General features: G+C 39.5%; 19 protein-coding genes and 1 riboswitch. Of the genes, 8 read left to right on the top strand and 11 right to left on the bottom strand.

Annotated elements, in window-relative coordinates; genetic code table 11:
• The 4 genes from B4U84_RS31205 to B4U84_RS16375 form a co-directional block, all read left to right on the top strand.
• Positions 1-185 (top strand): hypothetical protein (locus B4U84_RS31205; RefSeq protein ID WP_207390963.1); only part of this gene is annotated, 185 nt, incomplete at its 5' end.
• Between the two features lie 27 nt (positions 186-212).
• Positions 213-2249 (top strand): magnesium chelatase ATPase subunit D, encoded by a 2037-nt coding sequence (gene bchD, locus B4U84_RS16385; RefSeq protein WP_131119489.1) that lies wholly within the window; start codon positions 213-215, stop codon positions 2247-2249.
• 104 nt (positions 2250-2353) lie between these two features.
• Entirely contained in the window at positions 2354-2599 is a 246-nt protein-coding gene (locus B4U84_RS16380; protein WP_131119487.1) for a type II toxin-antitoxin system RelN family antitoxin, read from the top strand.
• Positions 2592-2987 carry a type II toxin-antitoxin system RelE/ParE family toxin gene (locus B4U84_RS16375; protein WP_131119485.1) on the top strand — a complete coding sequence of 132 codons (396 nt, stop codon included), beginning with the start codon at positions 2592-2594 and terminating at the stop codon, positions 2985-2987. Before B4U84_RS16380 ends, B4U84_RS16375 begins: the two co-directional genes overlap by 8 nt.
• A gap of 304 nt (positions 2988-3291) precedes the next feature.
• On the opposite strand, the gene B4U84_RS16370 is transcribed toward B4U84_RS16375, so the two are convergent.
• Positions 3292-6420: an ABC transporter permease gene (locus tag B4U84_RS16370; protein ID WP_131119483.1), complete on the bottom strand. Its 3129-nt coding sequence runs from the start codon at positions 6418-6420 to the stop codon at positions 3292-3294.
• A 509-nt stretch (positions 6421-6929) separates the two neighbouring features.
• Between B4U84_RS16370 and B4U84_RS16365 the strand changes: the two genes are divergently transcribed.
• Both B4U84_RS16365 and B4U84_RS16360 read left to right on the top strand, forming a co-directional pair.
• On the top strand, positions 6930-7133 hold the full coding sequence (locus B4U84_RS16365; protein ID WP_009457290.1) for a chlorophyll a/b-binding protein: 204 nt from the start codon (positions 6930-6932) through the stop codon (positions 7131-7133).
• Between the two features lie 70 nt (positions 7134-7203).
• Positions 7204-7413: a chlorophyll a/b-binding protein gene (locus tag B4U84_RS16360; RefSeq protein WP_026081856.1), complete on the top strand. Its 210-nt coding sequence runs from the start codon at positions 7204-7206 to the stop codon at positions 7411-7413.
• A gap of 207 nt (positions 7414-7620) precedes the next feature.
• On the opposite strand, the gene B4U84_RS16355 is transcribed toward B4U84_RS16360, so the two are convergent.
• The 9 genes from B4U84_RS16355 to ntrB all read right to left on the bottom strand — a co-directional run bounded on the left by B4U84_RS16355 (position 7621) and on the right by ntrB (position 18685).
• Positions 7621-8745 carry a sensor histidine kinase gene (locus B4U84_RS16355; protein WP_131119481.1) on the bottom strand — a complete coding sequence of 375 codons (1125 nt, stop codon included), beginning with the start codon at positions 8743-8745 and terminating at the stop codon, positions 7621-7623.
• A 150-nt stretch (positions 8746-8895) separates the two neighbouring features.
• The gene (locus B4U84_RS16350; protein WP_131119479.1) at positions 8896-9387 is read right to left on the bottom strand and encodes a Rab family GTPase; all 492 of its coding nucleotides are present in this window, start codon (positions 9385-9387) and stop codon (positions 8896-8898) included.
• 13 nt (positions 9388-9400) lie between these two features.
• Complete coding sequence (locus B4U84_RS16345) at positions 9401-11212, bottom strand: OmpA family protein (RefSeq protein WP_131119477.1); 1812 nt, start codon at positions 11210-11212, stop codon at positions 9401-9403.
• Positions 11213-11606: 394 nt separating this feature from the next.
• Entirely contained in the window at positions 11607-12206 is a 600-nt protein-coding gene (locus B4U84_RS16340) for a hypothetical protein (protein ID WP_131119475.1), read from the bottom strand.
• A 507-nt stretch (positions 12207-12713) separates the two neighbouring features.
• Complete coding sequence (locus tag B4U84_RS16335; RefSeq protein WP_131119473.1) at positions 12714-14051, bottom strand: ArsB/NhaD family transporter; 1338 nt, start codon at positions 14049-14051, stop codon at positions 12714-12716.
• A 502-nt stretch (positions 14052-14553) separates the two neighbouring features.
• On the bottom strand, positions 14554-15183 hold the full coding sequence (locus B4U84_RS16330; protein ID WP_131120992.1) for a universal stress protein: 630 nt from the start codon (positions 15181-15183) through the stop codon (positions 14554-14556).
• A gap of 166 nt (positions 15184-15349) precedes the next feature.
• Positions 15350-16186, bottom strand: a complete 837-nt coding sequence (locus tag B4U84_RS16325) for an ABC transporter ATP-binding protein (RefSeq protein WP_165490308.1) — start codon at positions 16184-16186, stop codon at positions 15350-15352.
• 49 nt (positions 16187-16235) lie between these two features.
• Entirely contained in the window at positions 16236-17687 is a 1452-nt protein-coding gene (locus B4U84_RS16320; protein WP_131119471.1) for an ABC transporter substrate-binding protein, read from the bottom strand.
• 146 nt (positions 17688-17833) lie between these two features.
• Positions 17834-18685 (bottom strand): nitrate ABC transporter permease, encoded by an 852-nt coding sequence (ntrB, locus tag B4U84_RS16315; RefSeq protein ID WP_017310157.1) that lies wholly within the window; start codon positions 18683-18685, stop codon positions 17834-17836.
• A 99-nt stretch (positions 18686-18784) separates the two neighbouring features.
• Positions 18785-18925: riboswitch (cyclic di-AMP (ydaO/yuaA leader) on the bottom strand.
• A gap of 240 nt (positions 18926-19165) precedes the next feature.
• Here ntrB and B4U84_RS16310 point away from each other — a divergent pair.
• Together B4U84_RS16310 and B4U84_RS16305 are read left to right on the top strand one after the other, a co-directional pair.
• Positions 19166-20074 carry an amino acid ABC transporter substrate-binding protein gene (locus B4U84_RS16310; protein WP_131119469.1) on the top strand — a complete coding sequence of 303 codons (909 nt, stop codon included), beginning with the start codon at positions 19166-19168 and terminating at the stop codon, positions 20072-20074.
• 178 nt (positions 20075-20252) lie between these two features.
• Positions 20253-20504 (top strand): UPF0175 family protein, encoded by a 252-nt coding sequence (locus B4U84_RS16305; RefSeq protein ID WP_131119467.1) that lies wholly within the window; start codon positions 20253-20255, stop codon positions 20502-20504.
• 109 nt (positions 20505-20613) lie between these two features.
• Here the strand turns inward: B4U84_RS16305 and B4U84_RS16300 are convergent, their stop codons facing one another.
• Complete coding sequence (locus tag B4U84_RS16300; RefSeq protein WP_131119465.1) at positions 20614-21912, bottom strand: SLC5/6 family protein; 1299 nt, start codon at positions 21910-21912, stop codon at positions 20614-20616.
• Between the last annotated feature and the right edge of the window lie 89 nt (positions 21913-22001).

Genomic DNA, 22001 nt, shown 5'->3' with positions numbered 1-22001 from the left:
CTACATTGTTAATGTATCGCCATACATTGTTAATGTATCGCCCTACATTGTTAATGCATCGCCCTACATTGTTAATGCATCGCCCTACATTGCGAATGTATCAATGGTACTCCCGGATTGATCCGTGGAATCAATCCAAAATCCAAAATCGGATGACCAGTAATCTCCCAGATTTGGTAAGCTAAAAACCTAGATAAACTACTATAAAAACCATGCCTGCGCCTACTATAACTGCTACAACTACCACTTTTCCCTTGGCTGCTGTCGTCGGTCAAGAAGCAATCAAACTCGCTTTACTTTTAGCAGCAGTTGATCCGGGATTGGGGGGAGTAGCGATCGCAGGTCGTCGTGGTACGGCAAAATCTGTAATGGCGCGTGCAATTCACGCTCTACTACCACCGATTGAAGTTGTCAAAGGTTCACTCAGCAACTGTGACCCCAACCACCCAGAAGAATGGGATGATGAATTGTGTAGAGACGCGCCATGGCGCGTCTCTACAGAAAATGTGTTAACCGAAGTTATTCCTGCACCCTTCATCCAAATTCCTTTGGGAGTAACAGAAGACCGACTCATCGGTTCTGTAGATGTAGAACAGTCGGTAAAACAAGGACAAACTATTTTTCAACCAGGACTACTCGCCGCTGCAAACCGGGGCGTTCTCTACGTCGATGAAATAAACTTATTAGATGACCAAATTAGCAACCAACTTTTATCAGTCTTATCTGAGGGACGCAACCAAATTGAGCGGGAAGGTATAAGTTTCCAGCATCCTTGTAAACCGCTATTTATCGCTACATATAACCCAGAAGAAGGAGCTTTGCGAGAGCATTTACTCGATAGAATTGCGATTGTGCTTTCTGCGGATGGGGTTTTGGGTTTAGACCAAAGAGTGCAAGCAGTCGAACAAGCAATCGCCTACTCGCAATCTCCCCAAGAATTTCTCCAGCAATACAGCGAAGATATCGACGCCCTCAAAACTCAAATTATCTTCGCGCGGGAATGGTTAAAAGATGTCTGCATCACCCACGACCAAATTACCTACTTGGTAGAAGAAGCAATTCGCGGTGGTGTCCAAGGACATCGGGCGGAATTATTTGCTGTGCGGGTGGCGAAAGCTTCAGCGGCCTTGGATGGACGCACCCAAGTCAACGCCGATGATTTGCGTCGAGCGGTGGAATTAGTCATTGTACCACGGGCAACTCAAATCCAGACACCCCCACCTGACCAACAACAACCCCCACCACCACCACCTCCTCCCCAAGATCAACAAGAATCTGACGACGAAGAACAAGAACAGGAGGAAGAGGAAGATAACGAAGAACAACAAGAACCACCGAATATTCCCGAAGAATTTATCTTTGACCCCGAAGGAGTCGTCCTAGATCAGAGTGTGCTTTATTTTGCTCAGATGGCACAGCGACACGGTAAATCAGGGAGTCGGAGTTTAATCTTCTCCGAAGATCGGGGACGTTACATCAAGCCAATGCTACCCAAAGGTAAAGTTCGCCGCATTGCCGTAGATGCTACAATGCGAGCCGCAGCCCCGTATCAAAAAGCACGACGCGCTCGCCATCAAGGAGATTCACAAAAGCGCGTATTTATTGAACAAGGCGATGTTCGCTCGAAGCGGCTAGCACGTAAAGCTGGAGCGTTGGTAGTATTTATTGTCGATGCTTCTGGCTCAATGGCGTTGAATCGGATGCAATCTGCTAAAGGTGCAGTGATGCAACTGTTGACAGAAGCATACCAAAATCGTGACCAAGTAGCTTTGATTCCCTTCCGGGGAGAACAGGCTGAAGTTTTGTTACCACCGACACGTTCGATCGCTTTAGCAAAAAACCGTTTAGAGAGATTACCTTGTGGCGGCGGTTCACCACTAGCACACGGTTTAACACAAGCTGTGCGGGTGGGATTAAATGCTCAAATGAGTGGAGATATTGGTCAAGTTGTACTGGTAGCGATCACCGATGGTCGGGGTAATATTCCCTTGTCGCGTTCTTTGGGCGAACCCCAAGAACCAGGAGAAAAGCCAGATATTAAAGCCGAACTGTTAGATATTGCTGCGAGAATTCGAGCTTTAGGAATGCAATTATTGGTGATTGATACCGAAAGTAAGTTTGTTTCCACTGGTTTTGCCAAAGAAATAGCCAAAACAGCTGGAGGAAAATATTATCATTTGCCTAAAGCTACTGATAAAGCGATCGCCGCAATGACCAAAGGAGCGATCGCGGATATTAAATCACGTTAGGTATTTCGGGAAAAGTTGGACAATTAGTGGACTATCGCTCTTTCGGTTACGAGAGGGCGAATTCAATTACATTAATATTGGTAATTTCAAACTATTGAGTACCTATGAAAGCCATTAAAGTTATGGCAACCATTGATGAGCATGGGCAACTTACTTTAGATCAGCCCTTAATTACGGATAAGAACAGCCGCGTTGAAGTAATTGTACTCATCCCAGAAGCAGCAGAAATCGATGAAGATGGTAAGTCTAAAAAAGATATTCTAGAAGATTTTCGCCAAGCTTGGCAGGAAGCCATGACCGGACAAACAATTCCTGTGGCTCAACTTTGGGAAGGACTTGAGGATGTCTGAGCAACCATTTATTCGAGTTGAGGCCGCACCAACGTTTAACCGAAATCTACGCACCCTCGCTAAGAAATATCGGAGTATTCGTAATGATATAGAACCCGTAATCGCACAACTTGAACGGGGGGAATTACCTGGAGATCAGATATCTGGGATTGGTTATGAAGTTTTTAAGCTGCGAGTCCGAAATAGCGATATTCAAAAAGGTAAAAGTGGTGGTTATCGTCTCATTTATTACGTCAAAACAGCAACAGGTATTATTCTGCTGACTATTTACACTAAATCAGAACAAGCCGATATCGCAGCTGATGATATTAAGAGCATCATTGCTGAGTATGAACAACGTGCAATAGAAGACGATGAGAGTTCTAAAGCAAGCGATCGCGGATATTAGGAAATGCGGCGTTGCTGAATCAAGATATGAATTTATAATTCACGCTTATGTAGACGTAGCAATGCTACGTCTCTACAAGGATTTTGTATCGAACGACAAATATGTACACAAACATAATTCATGACCAAATTCAGCAACGCCCGAAATTCTTTGTGTCTTAGTGTCTTAGTGGTTCATTTTTTTTAACCACCAAGGCACAAAGACACCAAGACACCAAGTAAGAATTTTATTAAAAAAGCCTCTCAAATTTGAGAGGCTACAGTAGGTTTAGCGGAGACAACTTTTGATTACTTTTGTGAATTTCCTATGCAGTGATCGCTGCTACTGCTCCAGAAATTGCTGAGAATATTGCCGATATTAAGGCTGTAGCGAATAACCACCAGGCTGCTGAGGCGGCTGCTTTGCGGGTTTCTTCGGCTTGTTTTTGGGCTTGGTGCTTCACGTCTTCTAGGCGTCGCTGGGCTTCTTGTTGCAGTCGTTCTGCTCGTTGTAGAACAGTATGACGCGCTCGTTCAACTTGGTCGATGATCCGATTTGCATCTTCTTCTGAGATATCCTCACGAGAACTCATGACTGCTACCAAGGTTTCGCGGTTAAAAGAAGACAGGCGATCGCGTAAAGCATCCAATCCAGCTTGGGGATCATCAAACAATGTGCGAACATCCCGCTTAATACCATCATAGTTCAATTCGGGACGTTCTAGGGAGTTAAGATAACTACGAATACGGGCAAAAATTGAGTCGATGGTGTCTTGAATGCGTCGTTGAATTGCTCGTATTTGCTCTACAAAGGAATCGCGGACAGAGAAGATTGTATCAGCTATCCGCGCTGCTTCTTCGTCACTTAGGTCTTCGCGCAGTTTCAGCAAGGTGATAATTGTAGAACGGTCAAATTGAGCTAGGCGATCGCTCAAACTGTCCATACCTACACGCGGATCATGCAATAACAAATACAAGTCGCGTTTAATACCTTCTGGGTTGAGTTCGTCTTTGCCACTGCGGCGTAAATATTCTTCTAAATAAGTTTGGAATGTTTCGACCCTTTGTTGTGTCCGAGTCGCCAAACGACGAGGTGAACGGACGATATTGCGAATTGTGTCTTGAACAGAATCAATGACTTGATTAACTTGTGCTTCAGATAGATCTTGACGTTGGCTGAGTAATTTTACTAATGTATCTCTATCTACCTGAGACAAACGGCGACGGAGAGCGATCGCTCCTTCTCTCGGATTTTGCAACAGTCGATTCAAATCCCGTTGAATTCCTTCGGGGTTGAGTTCATCTTTACCTGTGTTTCGCAAATAATCAGCGATGGTAGTTGTGACTGAGTCGTATTGTTGTTTGGCTTTATCAGCTACAGCTTGCGGTGCGTGACGAACACCATGCCAAGAATCTTCAACTGTGCTAATAATTTGATTGGCTTGGTCTTCGCTTAAATCTTGGCGCTGACTCAGCAATTTGACTAAGGTATCTCGGTCAAAACGAGACAGACGCGCCCGCAGTGCTGCAACTCCAGCTTGGGGATCTTGCAGTAATCTTGTTAATTCGGCTCTAATAGCGTTGGGATTGAGTTCTTCTTTGCCAGTATTACGCAGATATGACTCTAAATTTAGCCACAGGGTTTCGGCTTGATATTTGGCTTGATCTGCGAGTCCTTTGGATTCAATCAGGACGCGATCGCGTTGTCTTTCCAGTTCGTTGAGAATTATGTCTGCTTCTTCTGGATAAATATCATTCCGTTCTAGCAGTATTTCCCGCAGTTCTTGACACTCCAACAATGCTAAACGGCGAGACAGGGTTTGATAATCTGCGTCGGAGTCTTGCAACAGTGGTTTAAAGTTCTGTTCAATTCCCTCTGGAATTAATTCTGATTTGGGAGTGACGAGTAAATAACTTTCTACTCGGCGTTGCAAGTCCTGTACAATTTCTCTTTCTTCTTCAGCTGTGACTGTCACTAAAACATTTTGGCGAACAGCTTCTAACTGGTCAACAATACGTTGAATTTCTGCTTGGGTCAAAAGTCCACGCTGTTGCAGGATATGAGCAAAATCACTGCGAGACAGTTGTTCTAATTCCCGGCGCACTGTTCCAGGGTCAGCAGCAGGATCATAGATCACATTGCGGAAATCCTGAGCGATTCTCTCTTGGCTTAACTGCCAAGCATAGGTACTTAACAGGTAGTTTTCTACATCTGCACGAATCGGACTGTAAGGTTTTTTTGGTGTTGGTAGTCCTAATTGATCTGCTTTTTCGCCGACTTTATCTTTGGCTGTAGTTAAAGCACCCAAGATTTTTTCAACATCTAAATCTGAGAGATCAGTCCTTCCTAACACAATCCCAGTCAAAGCTGTTAATCCCTGTTGTAATGTTCGCTGAATCGGACCAGGGGTCGCTTCTTGGGCTGCTCTTTGGTCTGCTTCTTTCGCATAACGCATTTGCGCCATTAACTGATCGAGTTTGCGGTTGAGTTCGTCTGTGTTTGCTTGTCCTGGCTGGAGTGATTTGAGATAATCAACCAACTCAGCCATTTTATCTTGGGAGGGAGTTTGACTTACTACTTGTTGCCAAACACTATATAAAGTATCAGCGATCCGGTTAGCATCACGTTTTGATAGGTCGGTGCGACTGCTGACTAAATCAATAAATTTTTGGCGATCAATATTGCGAATATCGCCAGAAGTGGCGATATCTCTGACTTGGGGATCACTCAACAATCTTTCAAAATCACCGCGAATCTTAGACATATCTAGTTCCGGTGGACGTAGCATTTCTAGATAATCTTCGACTTTTTCGCGGACACTAGTAGGGTCGATCGCACTACCTAATTCTCGGCGAACGGCGACTGCGGCGGCTTCAGCGGTGGCTACTACCTGCTGGTTAACAGCCTTTGCACCCAAGGCGGCGGTAGCTGTTCCCATAATTGCCTGAAAGCCGGAAGTTGCAGTATTTACGACATTACCAATTAAAGAGCCGACTGTGGTGGAACTCACCCACACTAGCAATAAGAAGTATGCACCCCAAATTACTAAACCGAGAATTGCACCCAGTCCTGGACTAAAAATCACCAGACTCATTTTAACTGCCAAAAAGCAAGCGATCGCTAGGGCAATAGTAACTGTGATTAAAGTCCATATTCCAACTGCTGTACCAATTTTGCGGATAGTTCCCCCGAAACTGCCAACTTCCCCATGATCTGAATTTGCATCAGATGGACGTCCTAAGTAGGAAATACCTGCTGCAACTGACAGGTTAGTTAATACCAACTGAAACGCAAAAGCCAGGATCACACCGGAAATTAAAGCAGTAAAAAAACGCGGCCCTGAAATCGCAACTGATGCTTGCGCTGGTGAAATACCTTGTGGTTCTACTGTCACCTGCGCTATCCAAAATAAAGACTGGTAGAGTTCCAGCGTTGTTACCGTACTCTGAAACATTCTATTTTTTTCCTCTATGTTTTAACTAATCTGGTATAAAAAAATGCTAATTAGGTTTTACATCTATATCATTCGCCATACACAATTCCTTAGCTCAGAATCGTGGAATTTAGGCTATTACAGCATCCGCCCCAGGTCTGATACTATCTACTGCATTAGATATAAGTTTTTGTCACTAATACCTCAGTTTGCAGTTATTGAGATTATTTGCGTGATATCCCTTAGGTTATTGTTAAATTTAATATTTATTTAGAAATAAAATTTTTTCACCCTCTTAGGGTATATTCCTGCATTTAAAAACAGATTGAATTATCGTCCATTAGGAGTGCCTAGACTTTGTAACCATAGGAATACGGCAAGCAAATAATTCCTAGCTAAAGTAAACATATGTAACAAGTAGTTCGGAAAACAGGAAATTAGTTATTAGTTATTCAGCTTAAAAAATGATCAATAAGTAATAGCTAATAGCAAAGAAATTAAGCAATCCATAGAATAAGTTCGGAGGCACAATGGAAACTCGTCCTTCTACAGATTTACCACCAATTGCTACGGAATATAACGGCAAAGATCGTAATGCTTTTCTATTTGGTTGGAATCCCCAAGCAGAGCTATGGAACGGTCGCTTGGCAATGATCGGTTTTCTTGCTTATTTGCTTTGGGATTTAGCTGGTTATAGCGTGTTACGTGATGTTTTACATATTGTTGGTTATTAATACCAACTCTCTGCAACGATGCGATGATGCACTTTCACTGAACAGTATTGGTTTTAAAGGAGACAAAAAAATGGAAACTCGTGAAAAACGTCCTTCTACAGATTTACCACCAGTAGCTAATGCTTACAACGGTATTGACCGCAATGCTTTTATCTTTGGTCTAAATCCCCAAGCAGAACTATGGAACGGTCGCTTGGCAATGATAGGTTTTCTTGCTTACTTACTTTGGGATTTAGCTGGTTACAGCGTATTACGTGATGTTCTACACTTCATTGGTTAAGTCTGTTAACCGATTATTCAAAGACCAACTAGTTTGTTATCAATACTTTAGCCCAACTCAATAGTGGAGAGGTAGATCCCCGACTTCTATAAGAAGTCGGGGATCTATATAGAAAATTAATGTAGTCGAGTACTAGGGTATATTAATACTTTTTATAAAGTGCCATATTTTCTATAATTTAGTGCATTGTGGTATTACTAATGCACTTTACTCTTGATTATTTAATTTCGGTTTTAACAGCCTAAACCAAAACCGGGAACCTCCTCTATCAAGAGGAATATAGCCTATTTTCCCACCCCAACGTTCTACTGTGATTCGGCAAAAGTATAGTCCTAGTCCAACTTTACCTGACTTCCCAACTTGGGAAAACTTATCAAAAATATTTTTAGCTTTTTCTACTGAAATACCAATACCTTGATCATCTATAGTCACAAGAATACTATCTTCTTGTTGCTGTAAAGTAATTATAACTGTGGAGTTCGCTGGACTATGGCGAAAAGCATTCTCTACCAAATTTGCAATAATCCTATTCAAACGTGATTTATCACCTATAACCCTCCAATCTGCTGTTGTGTCAATATTATTTGCAAGTTGCAATTTGACTTTATTCAGTAAAAAAGTGGGTGATAAAAGTTGAATAACTTCTTGGGCAGAAGTTAAAATATTTGGAGCTAATTCAGCATCTATAGTAAAAGATTCTAGAGAATTAACTTCGGCAGAAAATGCATATAATATATCTCTAATCAAGTTTTCTTCCTGGAGTGTTTGTTTTTTCCCAATTTCTAAATATTCTCTAGCTTTTGGTGTTAAATTTTCAGTTTCTAACAGCGCCAAACAGCAATTAATTCCACTGATATGCCCAGCAATATCATGTATAATACAGTGAACCAAAATATCTTTTTTTTGGTTCTCTTTCATCATGTATTGATAATTGAGTTGATGCTCTCTAGCTTTTTGAATCAAATTTCTTTTTTCTTCATATTCTTCCTCTAATAGTTGAATTAATAATATTTTATTCTTTTTAACGCACATTGCTGTAGCTTCAAAATGATATTCTTTGCCAGATAAATCTAATTGATACCAAATACCTGATTTCAATTGATTTTTGTCATTTTTGTTCCATAACTCTTCAGCATCTATCAGAAAATTTTCTAAAAAGGGAAACTCTTGTTGCGGTATGAGTATTTGCATTCCAGATTTAACTTGATGACGACAAAATCGTTGTAACCAATCTGGTGGAGTTCCAGTAATTCTAAAGCGTCCAAAGTTTAATCTCTCTAAGACTAAAGTATCTAAAGCAGCAAACACATCTGCTGTAATAGAGTCGCTCATGATAGACACAATTTGTTAAATGTATTTGTGATGAAATATTATTAATTTTATAATTACTTAAAAATGGGCGTCAATTAACATAGATTTTATTGTATAAATTATTGATTTTTTGTTAACTAAATATATATTAATTTCAATAATTCCCTATATTTATAAAATTTGATTAGCAAGAATTTGGAAAGATTCTTCGACACCCAAACCTGTCTTCGCGCTCGTTTTAATAACAGTCCAACCCCTTTGCACAACTTCATTAATTTCGGCATCATTAATTTCCCATTCTTCTATTAAATCCCACTTATTGAGTATAAGTATAAATGGAACGGTTCCAATAGTATTTTCTACTTTAATTTGTAAGTTGAAAGCTTTTTCGAGAGTATTTTTTCGAGTTCCATCTACTACCAAGAGATACCCTGATGCACCACGTAAATACGACATACGTACTTTTTGAAACTCATCTTCTCCATATAAATCCCAAAGAATAAAGTTTATATCTTGACCTTGAATATTTACTGTTTTTTTATCAATTTTTACACCGACTGTTGTTTGATACTTCTCAGAGAAAATACTGTGAACAAATCTTCCTACTAAACTAGTTTTACCAGTTGCAAATGCACCTACCATGCAAATCTTTTTTTGCAGCATGAGTATTGTTCCTTCAGTTATGGGCATCAATTAAGAATACCTTAAAAGATACCCTACGATTAACTTGTTGATTTTGCTCTGTAAGTTCTCTGTTTAAAGGTTGACTTGACCCTACACCGACGGTAGTAAAATTAGTTGTATTGATGCCTTGAGAATTTAGATAAGCGATAATTTTACTAGCACGGGCTTGACTGAGTATCATATTTCTTTGCTCTGTTCCAGTTATATTTGTGTGTCCTGTGATTTCAAAACGCACATCTTTGTCTAAAGATTTGGCTACACTGGATAATTTTTTAATTGCGAATACTATATCTGGTAATTTATCACCTTCACCTGGTAAAAATTCAGTAGTTCCCTCAATGAATAAGAGTTGATTCTGCTCAATTCTTTGTTTATATAATTGCAATTCTTGTAGATCTAATTCAAGTAAATCTTTATCAATGTATTGGGTGATACCAGGAATAAAATGCCAAGATGTTTTGGCTGCCAAAATCCATTGGCGTGGTGCATTTCCTGTAGCATAAAGAACACCATTTTGGTCAACTCTGAGTGATACAGTTTTGGGAGCTTGCAGTAACTCGGCGGCTCTTTTTGCTATTATTTGTGGCTCAAGGGATACATAAGGTTGCCATTGACTGATCACTGTTTTAGGATTAATGTTAGCTTGTTGCATTAGTAAATACGGATCTGTAGATAACGGATCGCGCATTCCAGAAATAAAGTTTTTTCCATATCCTTTCTTAGCTTGAATCACAACAATCCCAGGCTGAGAGTTAAGTTTTTCTAGATACGCATTCCAACGTAATTGTTCCCTAAAGCTAAAAAAACTCCATATCCCAAGTGCAAGTGCGATCGCACCGAATAAACTCCATGCATAGATATATTTTTTCTTGGATGGAACTTTATACCTTGCTTCTAAACATTCCTCTAGATAAGGTTTACTAATACTAAATAATTTTGTTTCACCTGTAAAATCATGAAGTTCTCTATGCAATTTCAGATGAATCTTTTCTATTGTGTTTTGAAAAACTGATCGTAGTTCTTGAGGAGCATTTCCTCGAATTATACCTGCTAATACTGCTTGTGGCCCTTCCTCAATCCATATAGTTAGTTCCCCAAATTGCAAACTTTGCAACACCTCATCTTTTTTCACATTGAAAGAGTCTTTGACAAAATCTTGAATAGCTGTCAACATAGCAGAAACTAAATCAGGATCTTGAGCAGCTACCTGTGGCGCTAAAATATGTTGCAGCAATAATCCAGTTTCTTTGTGAATTAAAAGTACTTGTTCCACTCGGTAAATGAGGGTGCGTAGTAGAACAACTTCAGCAAAAGTTTTTCCCGTCTGTCGTGCTTCTAGTCTCCACTTAAAACTTTGTGGTGACATACTATGTTCTAGTGTTTGATTCAAAGATTGCATCATTTGATCTAGAACTGTACCAATAGCTTTACGAGTAGCAGGAGCAATTATCGGGAAAAATGCTTCAGAAAGAACATTTAAATCTTGCTTAACCGAAGATTGAATTGCTTTTTCAACTGTGGGAACCATTGCTTCGGCTAATTTTTGACCTTGTATTGTTCCCAAAATTACAGCTTCTGGAAGCAAACGACTAATATCTTCTGCTTGAATTTGAGGATTTTCTAATCGCTCGTATAGTTTATCAAGTTGTGCAGTTTCTACCCCCAAAAGCAGACTGCGGAGTTCATTTAATTCATCAGTAACTTCCTTGTGATTGTTATTTAGAGGTAAAGTTTCATGGGAATTCCCATCATTAGAAACTTCGGATGATTTGTACGTTAATTCATCAGGATAATATTCATTCATTGTCGAAACTATTCAACTCACAATCTATGTTGAGTTGCATTTTTGTGAAAAATATATTGGAAATAAATATTCGCAACTAGAAATCAGAAACTAGTTATACCATTTCTCTGTGAAGATGCACTTAATATTTATAAACAAACTGCCATAGACGCGCAAGCGGCTACTTGCAGAAGTCGCTACGCGCCTACCGGAACGGTAGAGCGCCAAGAACACCAAGGAAGACAGAGTTATTCATTAAGTGCAAGTTTATAGAGGATTGGTATTAGTAGTTAGTATTAGTTGTTATTAATTAGTAGTTTTTTAGTTTTGTCTTCTCTGCTTTATCTCCCTTGTCCTCCTTGTCCTCCTTGTCCTCCTTATCTTCCTTGTCCTCCTTGTCCTCATTCCATTTCTACTATCGAGAATTCAGCCGTATTGCTAATTCTGTAAACATAGCTGCAAGAGTGGAACGGTCTGTTTTTTCTGCACGTATTTCTTGAGACTCTTGTTGCAGTAGTGCTAGAATTTCTTCGTATTTTTGACGAATATCATCTTGTAGGCTTTGAGATTGACTAAGAAGTTGTTCACGTAACTCACGTGTTTTTGTCGCTGCTTGTTCATCAAATTGAGAGAGTTTTCTTTCTATAGAAAGATTGATTCCTTTTTGTTCTTCGCTGAGTATTGTGATAGCTTCCTCTCGTTTTGATTGTTCGCTTTTTATCTGACCATTTACGGCTTCAATTTCATTTTTGATATAATTTTCTAAATAATCTAAACGTTTTTTTGTTTCATCTCGTAAGCTAGCACATTCTTTAATTAGACGATCTTCTAAGCGCGTAAACTTTTTTTCTAGTTCTCGCATCTGACCGCCAAAAAGAATATCTCTGACTTTATCTAAACTGCTAATTTCGCCAAAGTTATTACTTATTGCAGCCTGATTTATGCTTGGAACTAAACCACCTGGGGTTGAGTCTGCAAAATTATGATTAAATTTTTCTCCTTCCACCGAACTCATATTTTTAATCCTTGCTAGGTTGTAAGTTAGTTTAGCTCTAGTTCGTTATATGTTAAGACAATCTATTATTCTTGTCTTAAACCTTGTTAAAGTATTACTTTCTAGAGTAGCACCCTTGTATTGAGCAACATATTATATTGTTAAAAGCTGGAAATATATATTAACGTAATATGGTTTCTAAATAAAGAAACGGAAAAAAGAATATAATCACACACTAAAAAACTAGCGGGAGCGTGGTAGCCCCAGATTTTCAAATCGGGGCAAAAACGCGACACGGGGTGTTTTAACAGCCTTATACCAATTCTCCAAAATCAAGCAACAGATCCAAACCCCTAAAACCAGGCTGCATCTAAGTTTCTGGGGTTGCGTAGCTTGCTGATCGCACCGCAGCGCGAGTATTGCAAATTAACTGATTTTAATGAGTTTTAGCTTTTAGCCGAAAATTTATTTGACGGCTGATTGCAATTGGTGCAAGATGTCAACTCAGAACTAATGACACAGAGATCACTAGATTAAAAAGCGAACCAGCACATACACTGATGCGGTTAATAGTTGCAATAGCATGACGGGAATACCGTAGTGCAGAAAAGTTTTGAAGGAAATGCGGCGTCCATGTTGTTCAGCAATCCCGGCTGCTACGATGTTAGACGATGCACCGACTAAAGTTCCATTGCCTCCCAAAGTAGCACCAAACATCATTGCATAAAAAAGTGGTAAGACTTCTGGGGGAAACTGTCCTTGAAAGTCTGGTGAGAGAACTTCTGCTGGCGCTAACCCAACGTTAACAACGTATTGTTTGAGTAACGGTACCATTGCTACTACTAAAGGGATATTAGGAACTACGCTAGACAAAAACCCAATCAAAAATATTAAAATCAGTGAACCTAAGAGAATATTTTTTCCCAAAATAATTGCTAATACTCCTGATAAACCGTTAATCACGCCAGTTTTTTCTAGCCCTCCAATTAGCACAAATATGCTCATAAAAAATATCAATGTACTCCAATCAACATCCCGCAAGATATGATTAACTGAATCTATTTTGCTGTGATGTGACAACAGCATTGCTAAAGCTGCTCCCAGTAAAGCTACAGCAGCTGGTGAAATCGGTATAGGAAGAGATTCTCCAATCACAAAAAACACTAATACGAGAGCTACGATTAATGCTCCTAGTGATAAAACACGTGGGTGATTAATTTGAGGATGTGGCAACTCTTCTAGATTGTCTAATTTTTTATGCCAAATTTTGCTAAATAAAAATGGCAAGACAACAATCACAGTAATAACAGCGATCGCTCCTCCCATACTCAAGCGCCATAGATAATCTGTAAAGCTAAGATTGATTGCATCACCCACAATAAATGTTGCTGGATCACCCACTATCGTGAGCAATCCAGAACTATTAGCAATGAACACCATTAGAATTAATAATGGTACAAAATTTACCCCAACTTCTTGAGCCATTGGCGGAATTAATGGTGCTAATAGCATCACTGTTGTTGCATTAGGTAAAACTGCACAAATAGGAGTGGTAATCGCCACAATACCAAGTAACAAACGTTTACCTTCTCCTTTAGCTAGTAGCACTATTTGAGTTGCTAAATAATCAAATATTTTTGTCGGTTCAAATGCGCGTACCAGTACCATCACGCCAAAAAATAAACCGAGTGTGCCGTGACTTTTACCTATATAGCCAATAGCTTCTTGTAAAGTCATGACATTGGTAAATATTAGTAACAAAGCACCTAACAATGCTGCAATTGTCAGATGTATCCACTCTGTCATAATAAAAACAATGACAGTGATAAAAGTCAAAACGCTCAGAATAGCTTGCCAGTTTTCCACAAATTGCTCCTGGATTCAATTAACACTTCAGTAACTTGGCACAATGAAAGTTAACTCGTGAACCTCGTCATGTATTAGTTATTTATTTTACTTAGTGTTTAAACTTGTTAGCTAATGTTAAACACTGAGCAGTATTTCCTGCTCACTCCTCTAATATTTTGCATATTAAACGAAAAAAGCTACCTAGTATAGGTGGCTCCAGTTTAATAAATAAATTATTTAGTGTTTTATATAGAATATCAAAGTGAAAAACTTAATTTTTGTTGCAATTTTAAATCTAAATGTATGAGTTTTTAGTAATTCTTATTTAGAGAGCGAAACCAATTAATGAATAATCATATTTAATCCCAATTTTAAAAATGGTTACAACAAATAGATTTCCAGAACCTATATACACACAAATTATCCCAATCCAAAATCAACAATGATATAAGCTTGTAGTCAGTGCAGCAGAAGTGTAGTATTTGCTTATTAATGAACACTTATTACAAGCTTTGAATTTTCATTCTTCATCAATGCAAGTGGGTATACCCACTACCGAACAAGGGAAATTAGAACCAAGTTTCTGCACAATTGGATGTTTAGCTGATTTACAGCCTAAAAATAATATAGTTGCTGCTTCTGATGCAACTACTTTCTTTAGTTCATCGGCTACGCAACCAAACCGCAAATGAGCTTTAAAATAACTCTGCCATTCTTCAGCAAGACAACGTGCTTGCCATAATATTCTTTCTGCTTGTGCAAACTTATTTGTTTGAGTTAAGACAGGAGTTTGAACATTTTTTGATGGTAAACTGATTGGGCAATATGTTGAAAAATGCTCAAATGATTCACTTGTTTGAAATTCCTGTGTTGGCGAAATATCAAAGAAATCATTTGTATAGTATTCTTCTAACACATAAACAGCTTGAACTAGAACATGTGAATTTGTAGCTAAACGTGTTTGATGAGCCATTAACAAGCTTATATCTAACGCAGTGTGGCTATTAGGAGAACTGTTATAGCCAACTATAAAATTGATTGATTTTGTAGATTCAGCCTGTTCTAAAAAAGATGTTATTGGGTGACAGTGCAATAACATTTGCTCAATTAAGTCATCTCTATTGATCGCGTCTTGCAAACGCACTAACATGGGTTTGATATTCACAGCATTCACTTCTTTGCAATCAAAATTGGATGTTGGTAGTTGATGTTTGCTAGTTGATGGTTGCTTGTTAGTGGGTAAAAATGACTCATTCCAAACAACAGACAACTAACTACTATCTACGAGCTACTATTTACTATTTACTAACAAATAATTACTCATCAGTAGTAAAATTCCGCTCAAGGAAATTTAGTGCATAATTGCGGAGTTCGTAGTATTCTTTTGAATTTCGCATCTCGGCGCGATCGCGTGGATGTGGAAAAGGTACTTTTAGAATCTCTCCAATTTTAGCAGATGGACCATTCGTCATTAAAACGATGCGATCGGACATATAAATAGCTTCATCAACATCATGAGTAATCATCATGACTGCTTGACGATGATTTTCCCAAATATCTAAAACTTGGCGCTGTAATTTTCCACGAGTTAAAGCATCTAAAGCACCAAAAGGTTCATCCATTAATAACATTTTTGGTCGAGTTGCTAAAGCCCTAGCAATCCCAACTCTTTGTTTCATTCCTCCAGAAATTTCATCAGGATATTTATCTGCTGCCGCAGTCAAATTTACCATTGCTAAATGTTCGTTAACAATGCTTATTTTTTCTGCACGATTAGCATTTTTGAGTACTTCATCCACAGCCAAGCGGATATTTTCTCTCACTGTTAACCAAGGTAACAATGAATACTGTTGGAACACCATCATGCGTTCTGCACCAGGTTTACGAATTTCTTTGCCATCAAGTCGTACAGAGCCAGCTGTTGCTTTTTCTAAACCAGCAACAATTTTTAGCAGTGTTGATTTACCACAGCCAGAATGACCAATTACAGAAATATATTCATCTTCGCTGACTGTGAGATTCACATGATCTAAGACGACAAACTTACCATTACCATTTGTTGGATAAGATTTGACTAGATTTTCTATTTCTAAAAATGGTGTATTGTGGAATATTTCTTTATCAATCATAGAAAATGAAGTAGATTTAGTCATAGTAAGCTCCAAAATTTAGGAGAATGTTTGACAATTTTTTAGCAGTCAATCAGGACATATAAAAACGAGTGGGAGCATTGGCTCTGATTTCAAAACTGTTGAGATACCCTACAGGATCACTGGGATCAAAACCTTTATTGTCGATAAATACTTCTGGTGATTCGACTTTGTAATCATCCTTTGGGGACTCAATACCCATTTCTGCCGCGATATCTCGATAAAGGTCTGCTCTCCAGCCTTGTGCGGCTAATTTATCCGCATTTTTAGGAAATTCCTTAATTTGTCCCCAACGAGCAGCTTGTGTCATTAACCAAATACTTCTGGATCTCCACAAAAATGTAGAATTTTCACCAGATTCTTTGGGAAGATTGTCAGGAATATCAAAGAAAATAGTGTTATCTGTAGCTTTAATTGTGCGATCTTTGCCATCAAAACCACCATAGTTGTAGTTACCGAGAATTGCGGGGCCTGTAAACTTGGTGATTGGCGCACCCGGTTTTTTAGGTTTAGCACCCGTAAATGAACGATCCGTGAGCAGTTCTGCAACTTCTTTGCGGTTTTCAGGTTTGCTGCAATATTGACAAGCTTCAATCATCGCTTTCACTAGAGAACGATAAGTTTTTGGGTAGTTGTCAATAAAAGATTGCATCACCCCCAACAATCGATCTGGGTGTCCCAACCAGACTTCTTTACCTTGAGCAAAGGTAAATCCCACACCTTCATTACCAGTAATTGCTCGTGTATTCCAGGGTTCTGCAACCATGTAGGCTTGCATTGCACCAATCCGTACGTTAGTCACCATCTGCGGTGGAGGAACAATGATTACACGAAACTCTTTGAAAGGATCGACACCAGCAGCAGCAGATACGTAGCGGATAAAGTATTCGTAAATCGCAGAACTTAATACTACCGCCCAGACTTTGCGTTCTGGTGGCTGCTTTTCAAAATAGTTTCTAAAATCACGACCAAAAGCTTCCAAAGCGCGATCGCCATGTTGTTGTTTGTATTCGTACCAAGGACGCAACCCAAAATCCCACATGGCTTTGTTCATCGTCATGGCGTTACCATGGCGGTGAATAGTCATCGCTGCACACAGGGGAGCGTGACGCGCCCCTTCTGCGCCAATTCTGGCATTAGTAACAGCACCAGACACCACAGGCGAAGCATCAAGGCGACCAAAAATCAATCCGTCACGCGATGTCGCCCAACTTGCTTCCCGATTGAGTGTGACATTCAACCCATATTTGCGGAAAAAACCTTTTTTCCAAGCGATCGCAAAAGGCGCACAGTCGTTAACAGGAACGTAACCAACAGTTATATTTGGTTTTTCTAAAGTTCCGGGATTGACTACAGGTTTAATCGCCGCAGCTTCTTCCGTCAGTCCTTTCGCAGAGCGATCGCCTGAGATTGCACAGGAAGACAGCACCATTCCCGCTGCTGTTGCTCCTATTCCTTTTATAAAGTCTCGTCGATGCCAATAATTTTGGTCGGCGTTACTCATGTCCTAAGCTCCACTGGTTATTAATTATTCTTAGCCAACCTCAAGCCTAAATATCAGTTTTAGAAGATATTCTCAGCACAACAACTGACGTCAAAAATTAGGCGTTTCTGTTCATTTTGCGGCTCTATGACCCAATTTTTATTCTCTTAATTTGCAGTTTTCGGACGATGAGTTACGAATTCTTGAATTTTGCCCACAGCATAATCAAGAATTAACCCAGTTAAGCCAATTACTAACACAGCAAGAAACACAGAACTCAAATTTAAACGGCTCCATTCATCCCAAACAAAAAAGCCGATACCAATACCACCTGTTAACATCTCCACCGCAACAATTACTAACCAAGCAATTCCTAAACTAATCCGCAAACCTGTAAAAATGTACGGCAAACTTGCAGGCAAAATAATCTTAGTAATCTGTCGCCAACGGGGCATTTCTAACACTTGCGCCACATCTAAATAATCTTTAGAAACGCTAGAAACTCCCAAAGCAGTATTAATAATAGTCGGCCACAAAGAAGTGATAAAAATCACAAAAATCGCTGAAGGGTCTGCCAAATTAAATATGGCTAAGGCAATAGGTAGCCAAGCTAAGGGGGATACGGGTTTAAAAATCTGAATGATCGGATTTATTGCTAGCATTGCCGACCTAGACATGCCAATCAGAAAGCCTACAGGAATTGCCACCACGGCACCCAATAAAAAACCCAGCAACACCCGTCTAATACTTGCCAATAACAACCAACCTATTCCCAAGTTCCCCGGCCCGCGTTGATAAAAAGGATTGAGTATGTAGTCCAAATTAGCAACCAATGCTTCTGGGGGAGTAGGCATTAATTCGTGATTCGCTAGCGCAATCACCCACCACAAGAGGATAATCCCCAATAATCCCAGAGCAGGGTACAAGATTACATCTTTGAGAACAAAAGGTTTTGCCTTTTTCCAAACAGTTTGACCAGCAACTGCAAATATTGCAGCCAGATTCAATTGAAATATCATTTGATGCAACCTCAACAGAGTCAAGTGCAGGTACAAGAAACCTGAGCAGTACCAGCCAAGGAACCTGATGAGGTTAAACATTCAAAAAATGCTGCCTCTTCAGTCTCCTCTCAATGCCTACGAAGTTAGCTGACGGGCTAGGACTGAGAGATGTCCTTCTCATCTGAGATACGCCCCAAAATATGGTTCCTCCGCTCCAGCGTTAGCGTTGTCATTCGCTAGATTAGGCTGACTTACTCTACTTAAATAGATAAAGTAACATATATTTCTTTATATTGTATATCTATCTCAAGGTAAATATAATTATTGATTATTAAGTTTAATGTTACAAAACGTAATTTATAAATCAAAGTTGTTAACCAAAAACTTAATTAGTAAAATTTAGCTTGACAAAGCCCAGGTTATATAAAAACCGACTTTACTAGTATTGAACATCCTTGTACAATATGCCGACAAAAAGCAATATTTGCAAGATTGAAGATGTATAAAAATCTGGCGGCGATAACTACCTTGAGTCTTTTGTTCACAATATTCACACCTGCGGTTGCTAAAGCCGAAACAGTGATTGAAAAAATAGCACGGACAGGAGTACTAACAGCAGGTACTAGCAAAGATGCAATTCCCTTTGCCTATACCAGTAATCAGGGACAATTGGTTGGTTATTCCGTAGATATGTTGAATCTGGTTAAAGAACAATTAGAAAAGGAACTGGGAAAAAAAATTCAATTGCAATTGGTAACAGTGAAACCAGAAGAACGGCTTCCAAAAATTCTCAATGGACAAGTGGATATTGTTTGCGATGCTAGCAGTTTTACTTGGGAACGGGATAAAAAAGTAGATTTTTCACTGAGTTATGGTGCTACTGGTACTCAATTGTTAGTCAAAAAGGGAAGTAATTTAGGTTCTCCTGAGTCTTTAATCGGTAAACGTGTTGGTGTACTGAGCCAAACTACCAATGAATTAGCCCTCAAGCGAGTCCAACCCCAAGCAAAACTAGTCCTATTAAAAGACCGCGCCGAAGGATATGCTGCTTTGCAACAGGGAAAAATTGATGCTTTTGCATCAGATAGCATTTTGTTAGAAGGATGGTTAGGAACAACGAAAAACCCGGATGCTTTTCAAGTAGTACCAGATCGCCCATACTCTAGAGAAGGTATTGCATGTATGGTTCCTGAGAATAACTCTAGATTTCTAGACTCAGTTAACTATACTCTCTACAAGTTCATGCAAGGATTCGTGGATGGTGAGAAACGAAATGTTACTATCTTTGACCGCTGGTTTGGTTCTAAAGGCGTGGTTTTTCTGAATAATGATTTACGCGATTTAGCAGTTGAAACCATGCAAATCATGATTGAATCGCGCGAAGAGATTCCTAAAGTCAATTTTTAAAGGTATGTAACTTAATTTTCACAATTTAGTAATTGATTTGGACTTTGAACAAAGAAGATGTGTTTGCGGATTTTATCCGCAAACTAGCAAGTTTTTTATTCTGACAGGGCTTAGTTTTGGGCATTATTGATATCATTAATGATACACGTATTGCTATCAGCATTTTAGGACATAATTTATGTCGTCAGTCATGATTAACTTACCCGAAGAAGTATTTAGCGCCCGTCGCCTCGCTCCAGAAGAATTTGTGCGTGACATGCGCCTCGCTGCTGCTATCTACTGGTATCAAAAGCAGGAAATTTCAATGGAAAAAGCAGCCTCCGTTGCTGGGTTAAACCGCCGGGACTTTCTTGCGGCTCTCGCCCGCGAACAAGTTGATGTCTTTGCCGTTGATTTTGATGATTTAGAACGTGAGTTCAATCGTGGCTGAACTGAGTGCTATTAATACTTCTCCACTAATTTTTTTGGCCAAGGGCGGTTTAATCGATTGCGTATTGGCTTGTACCTGGGTGATTGCTCTGCGAATAGGATTAATTGATTCACAGTTTTTCCTCTATATTGGTTGTAGGAAAATATTTGTCTATCACCTCACCGAGAAACAAACTTAACATTCCCAGTAAAATTCCTATTCCCATAATACTCAATTCAACGCTACCAAAAAGTGCAGCACTGGGGTAAATAAAAGTTACAGTCAGCATTAGAAAACTTGAGATACTACTTGCAATCAAAGAAAGCCTGACGCTAACTTTAGAGAAGGTATAATATCCTGTTTGAGAAAGCAGGTAGGCAATAAAAGGAACAATCACTGCCCCTACATAGGCTGCATAAAAAGCTACTATCAGAAAGACAATCTCACCACCTTTGAGGGCAACAATTAAACTTAACAAAGCGTTTGTGATTGTAATCAGCAACCGACTATATTTGGACGCAGGCAGAATTTGGAAATCCAAGATAGTCTTGGTTTGCACTCGTAATGTGCTGCTGCCAACACCTAAGGCTGGAACTAACAGAGATGCCATTAGAATAAAACCCAAAGGCTGATCAATTCCACCACCAATCCACGACAAGATAAAGGGAAGGGTTTGTTTACCATCAATACCAGCAGGCAAAATTCCCATCTTTAGGGCTGCTACCACAACCGAGGAAGGTAATAAGGCAAGTAAAAACAATGAAATTGCTGCTAACAGACAACCTCGATATACATTTGCCATATCCTTTGTGCGGACAATAAATTGCTGATACCTCATGTCTACTAGAAGTAGCAGGATTGTAGATAGCGAAATGCCGATTTTTTTTGTTGGGCTTACAAGTTCAAGTGAGGTAGTGAATTCTAAAGGCGATCGCATATAATCGGGTATTGCGTGCAATGCCCAAAGTCCATAGAGTAGAGACAAAAAATTCAGAACCAGTAGCCCTCGAAATATCCAGCTAGCTTTTTCGATAGGTAGCAAAGAAATAATTGTAATTAAAATAGCCATTCCCAACATTGTGGGTAGCGTTGATAGTCCCAAGACCTTGAGAATGAACGCCCCAGAAATCAACTGGACGGCTGCTATTCCAATCAGAGAGGCCCACGACATCAATCCGACAAAGATTTTTACTTTATTCCCATAGTAGGAACCGAGCAAAGTCCAGATTTGCTCAACTTTTGTCCAATAAAACTTTGCCAACCCCATCATCGCAATCGTACCCACAGCAATGCAGACGGCGTAAAGGCTACCAGCTACACCCAAAGTCAATGATTGTTCAGCAGTTCCCAAAATAAACCCCAAGCCGTAATGGGCAGATACCAGCAAAGCCGCTAGGGAAAAGGCGTCCAGTCTGCGGTTTTCACTCATATGTGTTTTCTCTGATCTTGTACCAACTCAAGCAATCTCAACTTCAGTCTACGGCGATATACCTCATGGATTTTCAGCCATCCTGATCA

Origin of the sequence: Westiellopsis prolifica IICB1 (assembly GCF_004323185.1) — a bacterium.
GTDB lineage: Bacteria > Cyanobacteriota > Cyanobacteriia > Cyanobacteriales > Nostocaceae > Pelatocladus > Pelatocladus prolificus_A.
This window is presented reverse-complemented; position numbering and strand designations above follow the sequence as displayed.

Bases quoted from the DNA above. Each gene is read 5' to 3' on its own strand.
- bchD (WP_131119489.1), top strand. From the start codon at position 213: ATGCCTGCGCCTACTATAACTGCTACAACTACCACTTTTCCCTTGGCT.
- B4U84_RS16380 (WP_131119487.1), top strand. From the start codon at position 2,354: ATGAAAGCCATTAAAGTTATGGCAACCATTGATGAGCATGGGCAACTT.
- B4U84_RS16375 (WP_131119485.1), top strand. From the start codon at position 2,592: ATGTCTGAGCAACCATTTATTCGAGTTGAGGCCGCACCAACGTTTAAC.
- B4U84_RS16370 (WP_131119483.1), bottom strand. From the start codon at position 6,420: ATGTTTCAGAGTACGGTAACAACGCTGGAACTCTACCAGTCTTTATTT.
- B4U84_RS16365 (WP_009457290.1), top strand. From the start codon at position 6,930: ATGGAAACTCGTCCTTCTACAGATTTACCACCAATTGCTACGGAATAT.
- B4U84_RS16360 (WP_026081856.1), top strand. From the start codon at position 7,204: ATGGAAACTCGTGAAAAACGTCCTTCTACAGATTTACCACCAGTAGCT.
- B4U84_RS16355 (WP_131119481.1), bottom strand. From the start codon at position 8,745: ATGAGCGACTCTATTACAGCAGATGTGTTTGCTGCTTTAGATACTTTA.
- B4U84_RS16350 (WP_131119479.1), bottom strand. From the start codon at position 9,387: ATGCTGCAAAAAAAGATTTGCATGGTAGGTGCATTTGCAACTGGTAAA.
- B4U84_RS16345 (WP_131119477.1), bottom strand. From the start codon at position 11,212: ATGAATGAATATTATCCTGATGAATTAACGTACAAATCATCCGAAGTT.
- B4U84_RS16340 (WP_131119475.1), bottom strand. From the start codon at position 12,206: ATGAGTTCGGTGGAAGGAGAAAAATTTAATCATAATTTTGCAGACTCA.
- B4U84_RS16330 (WP_131120992.1), bottom strand. From the start codon at position 15,183: ATGTTAGTGCGTTTGCAAGACGCGATCAATAGAGATGACTTAATTGAG.
- B4U84_RS16325 (WP_165490308.1), bottom strand. From the start codon at position 16,186: ATGACTAAATCTACTTCATTTTCTATGATTGATAAAGAAATATTCCAC.
- B4U84_RS16320 (WP_131119471.1), bottom strand. From the start codon at position 17,687: ATGAGTAACGCCGACCAAAATTATTGGCATCGACGAGACTTTATAAAA.
- ntrB (WP_017310157.1), bottom strand. From the start codon at position 18,685: ATGATATTTCAATTGAATCTGGCTGCAATATTTGCAGTTGCTGGTCAA.
- B4U84_RS16310 (WP_131119469.1), top strand. From the start codon at position 19,166: ATGTATAAAAATCTGGCGGCGATAACTACCTTGAGTCTTTTGTTCACA.
- B4U84_RS16305 (WP_131119467.1), top strand. From the start codon at position 20,253: ATGTCGTCAGTCATGATTAACTTACCCGAAGAAGTATTTAGCGCCCGT.
- B4U84_RS16300 (WP_131119465.1), bottom strand. From the start codon at position 21,912: ATGAGTGAAAACCGCAGACTGGACGCCTTTTCCCTAGCGGCTTTGCTG.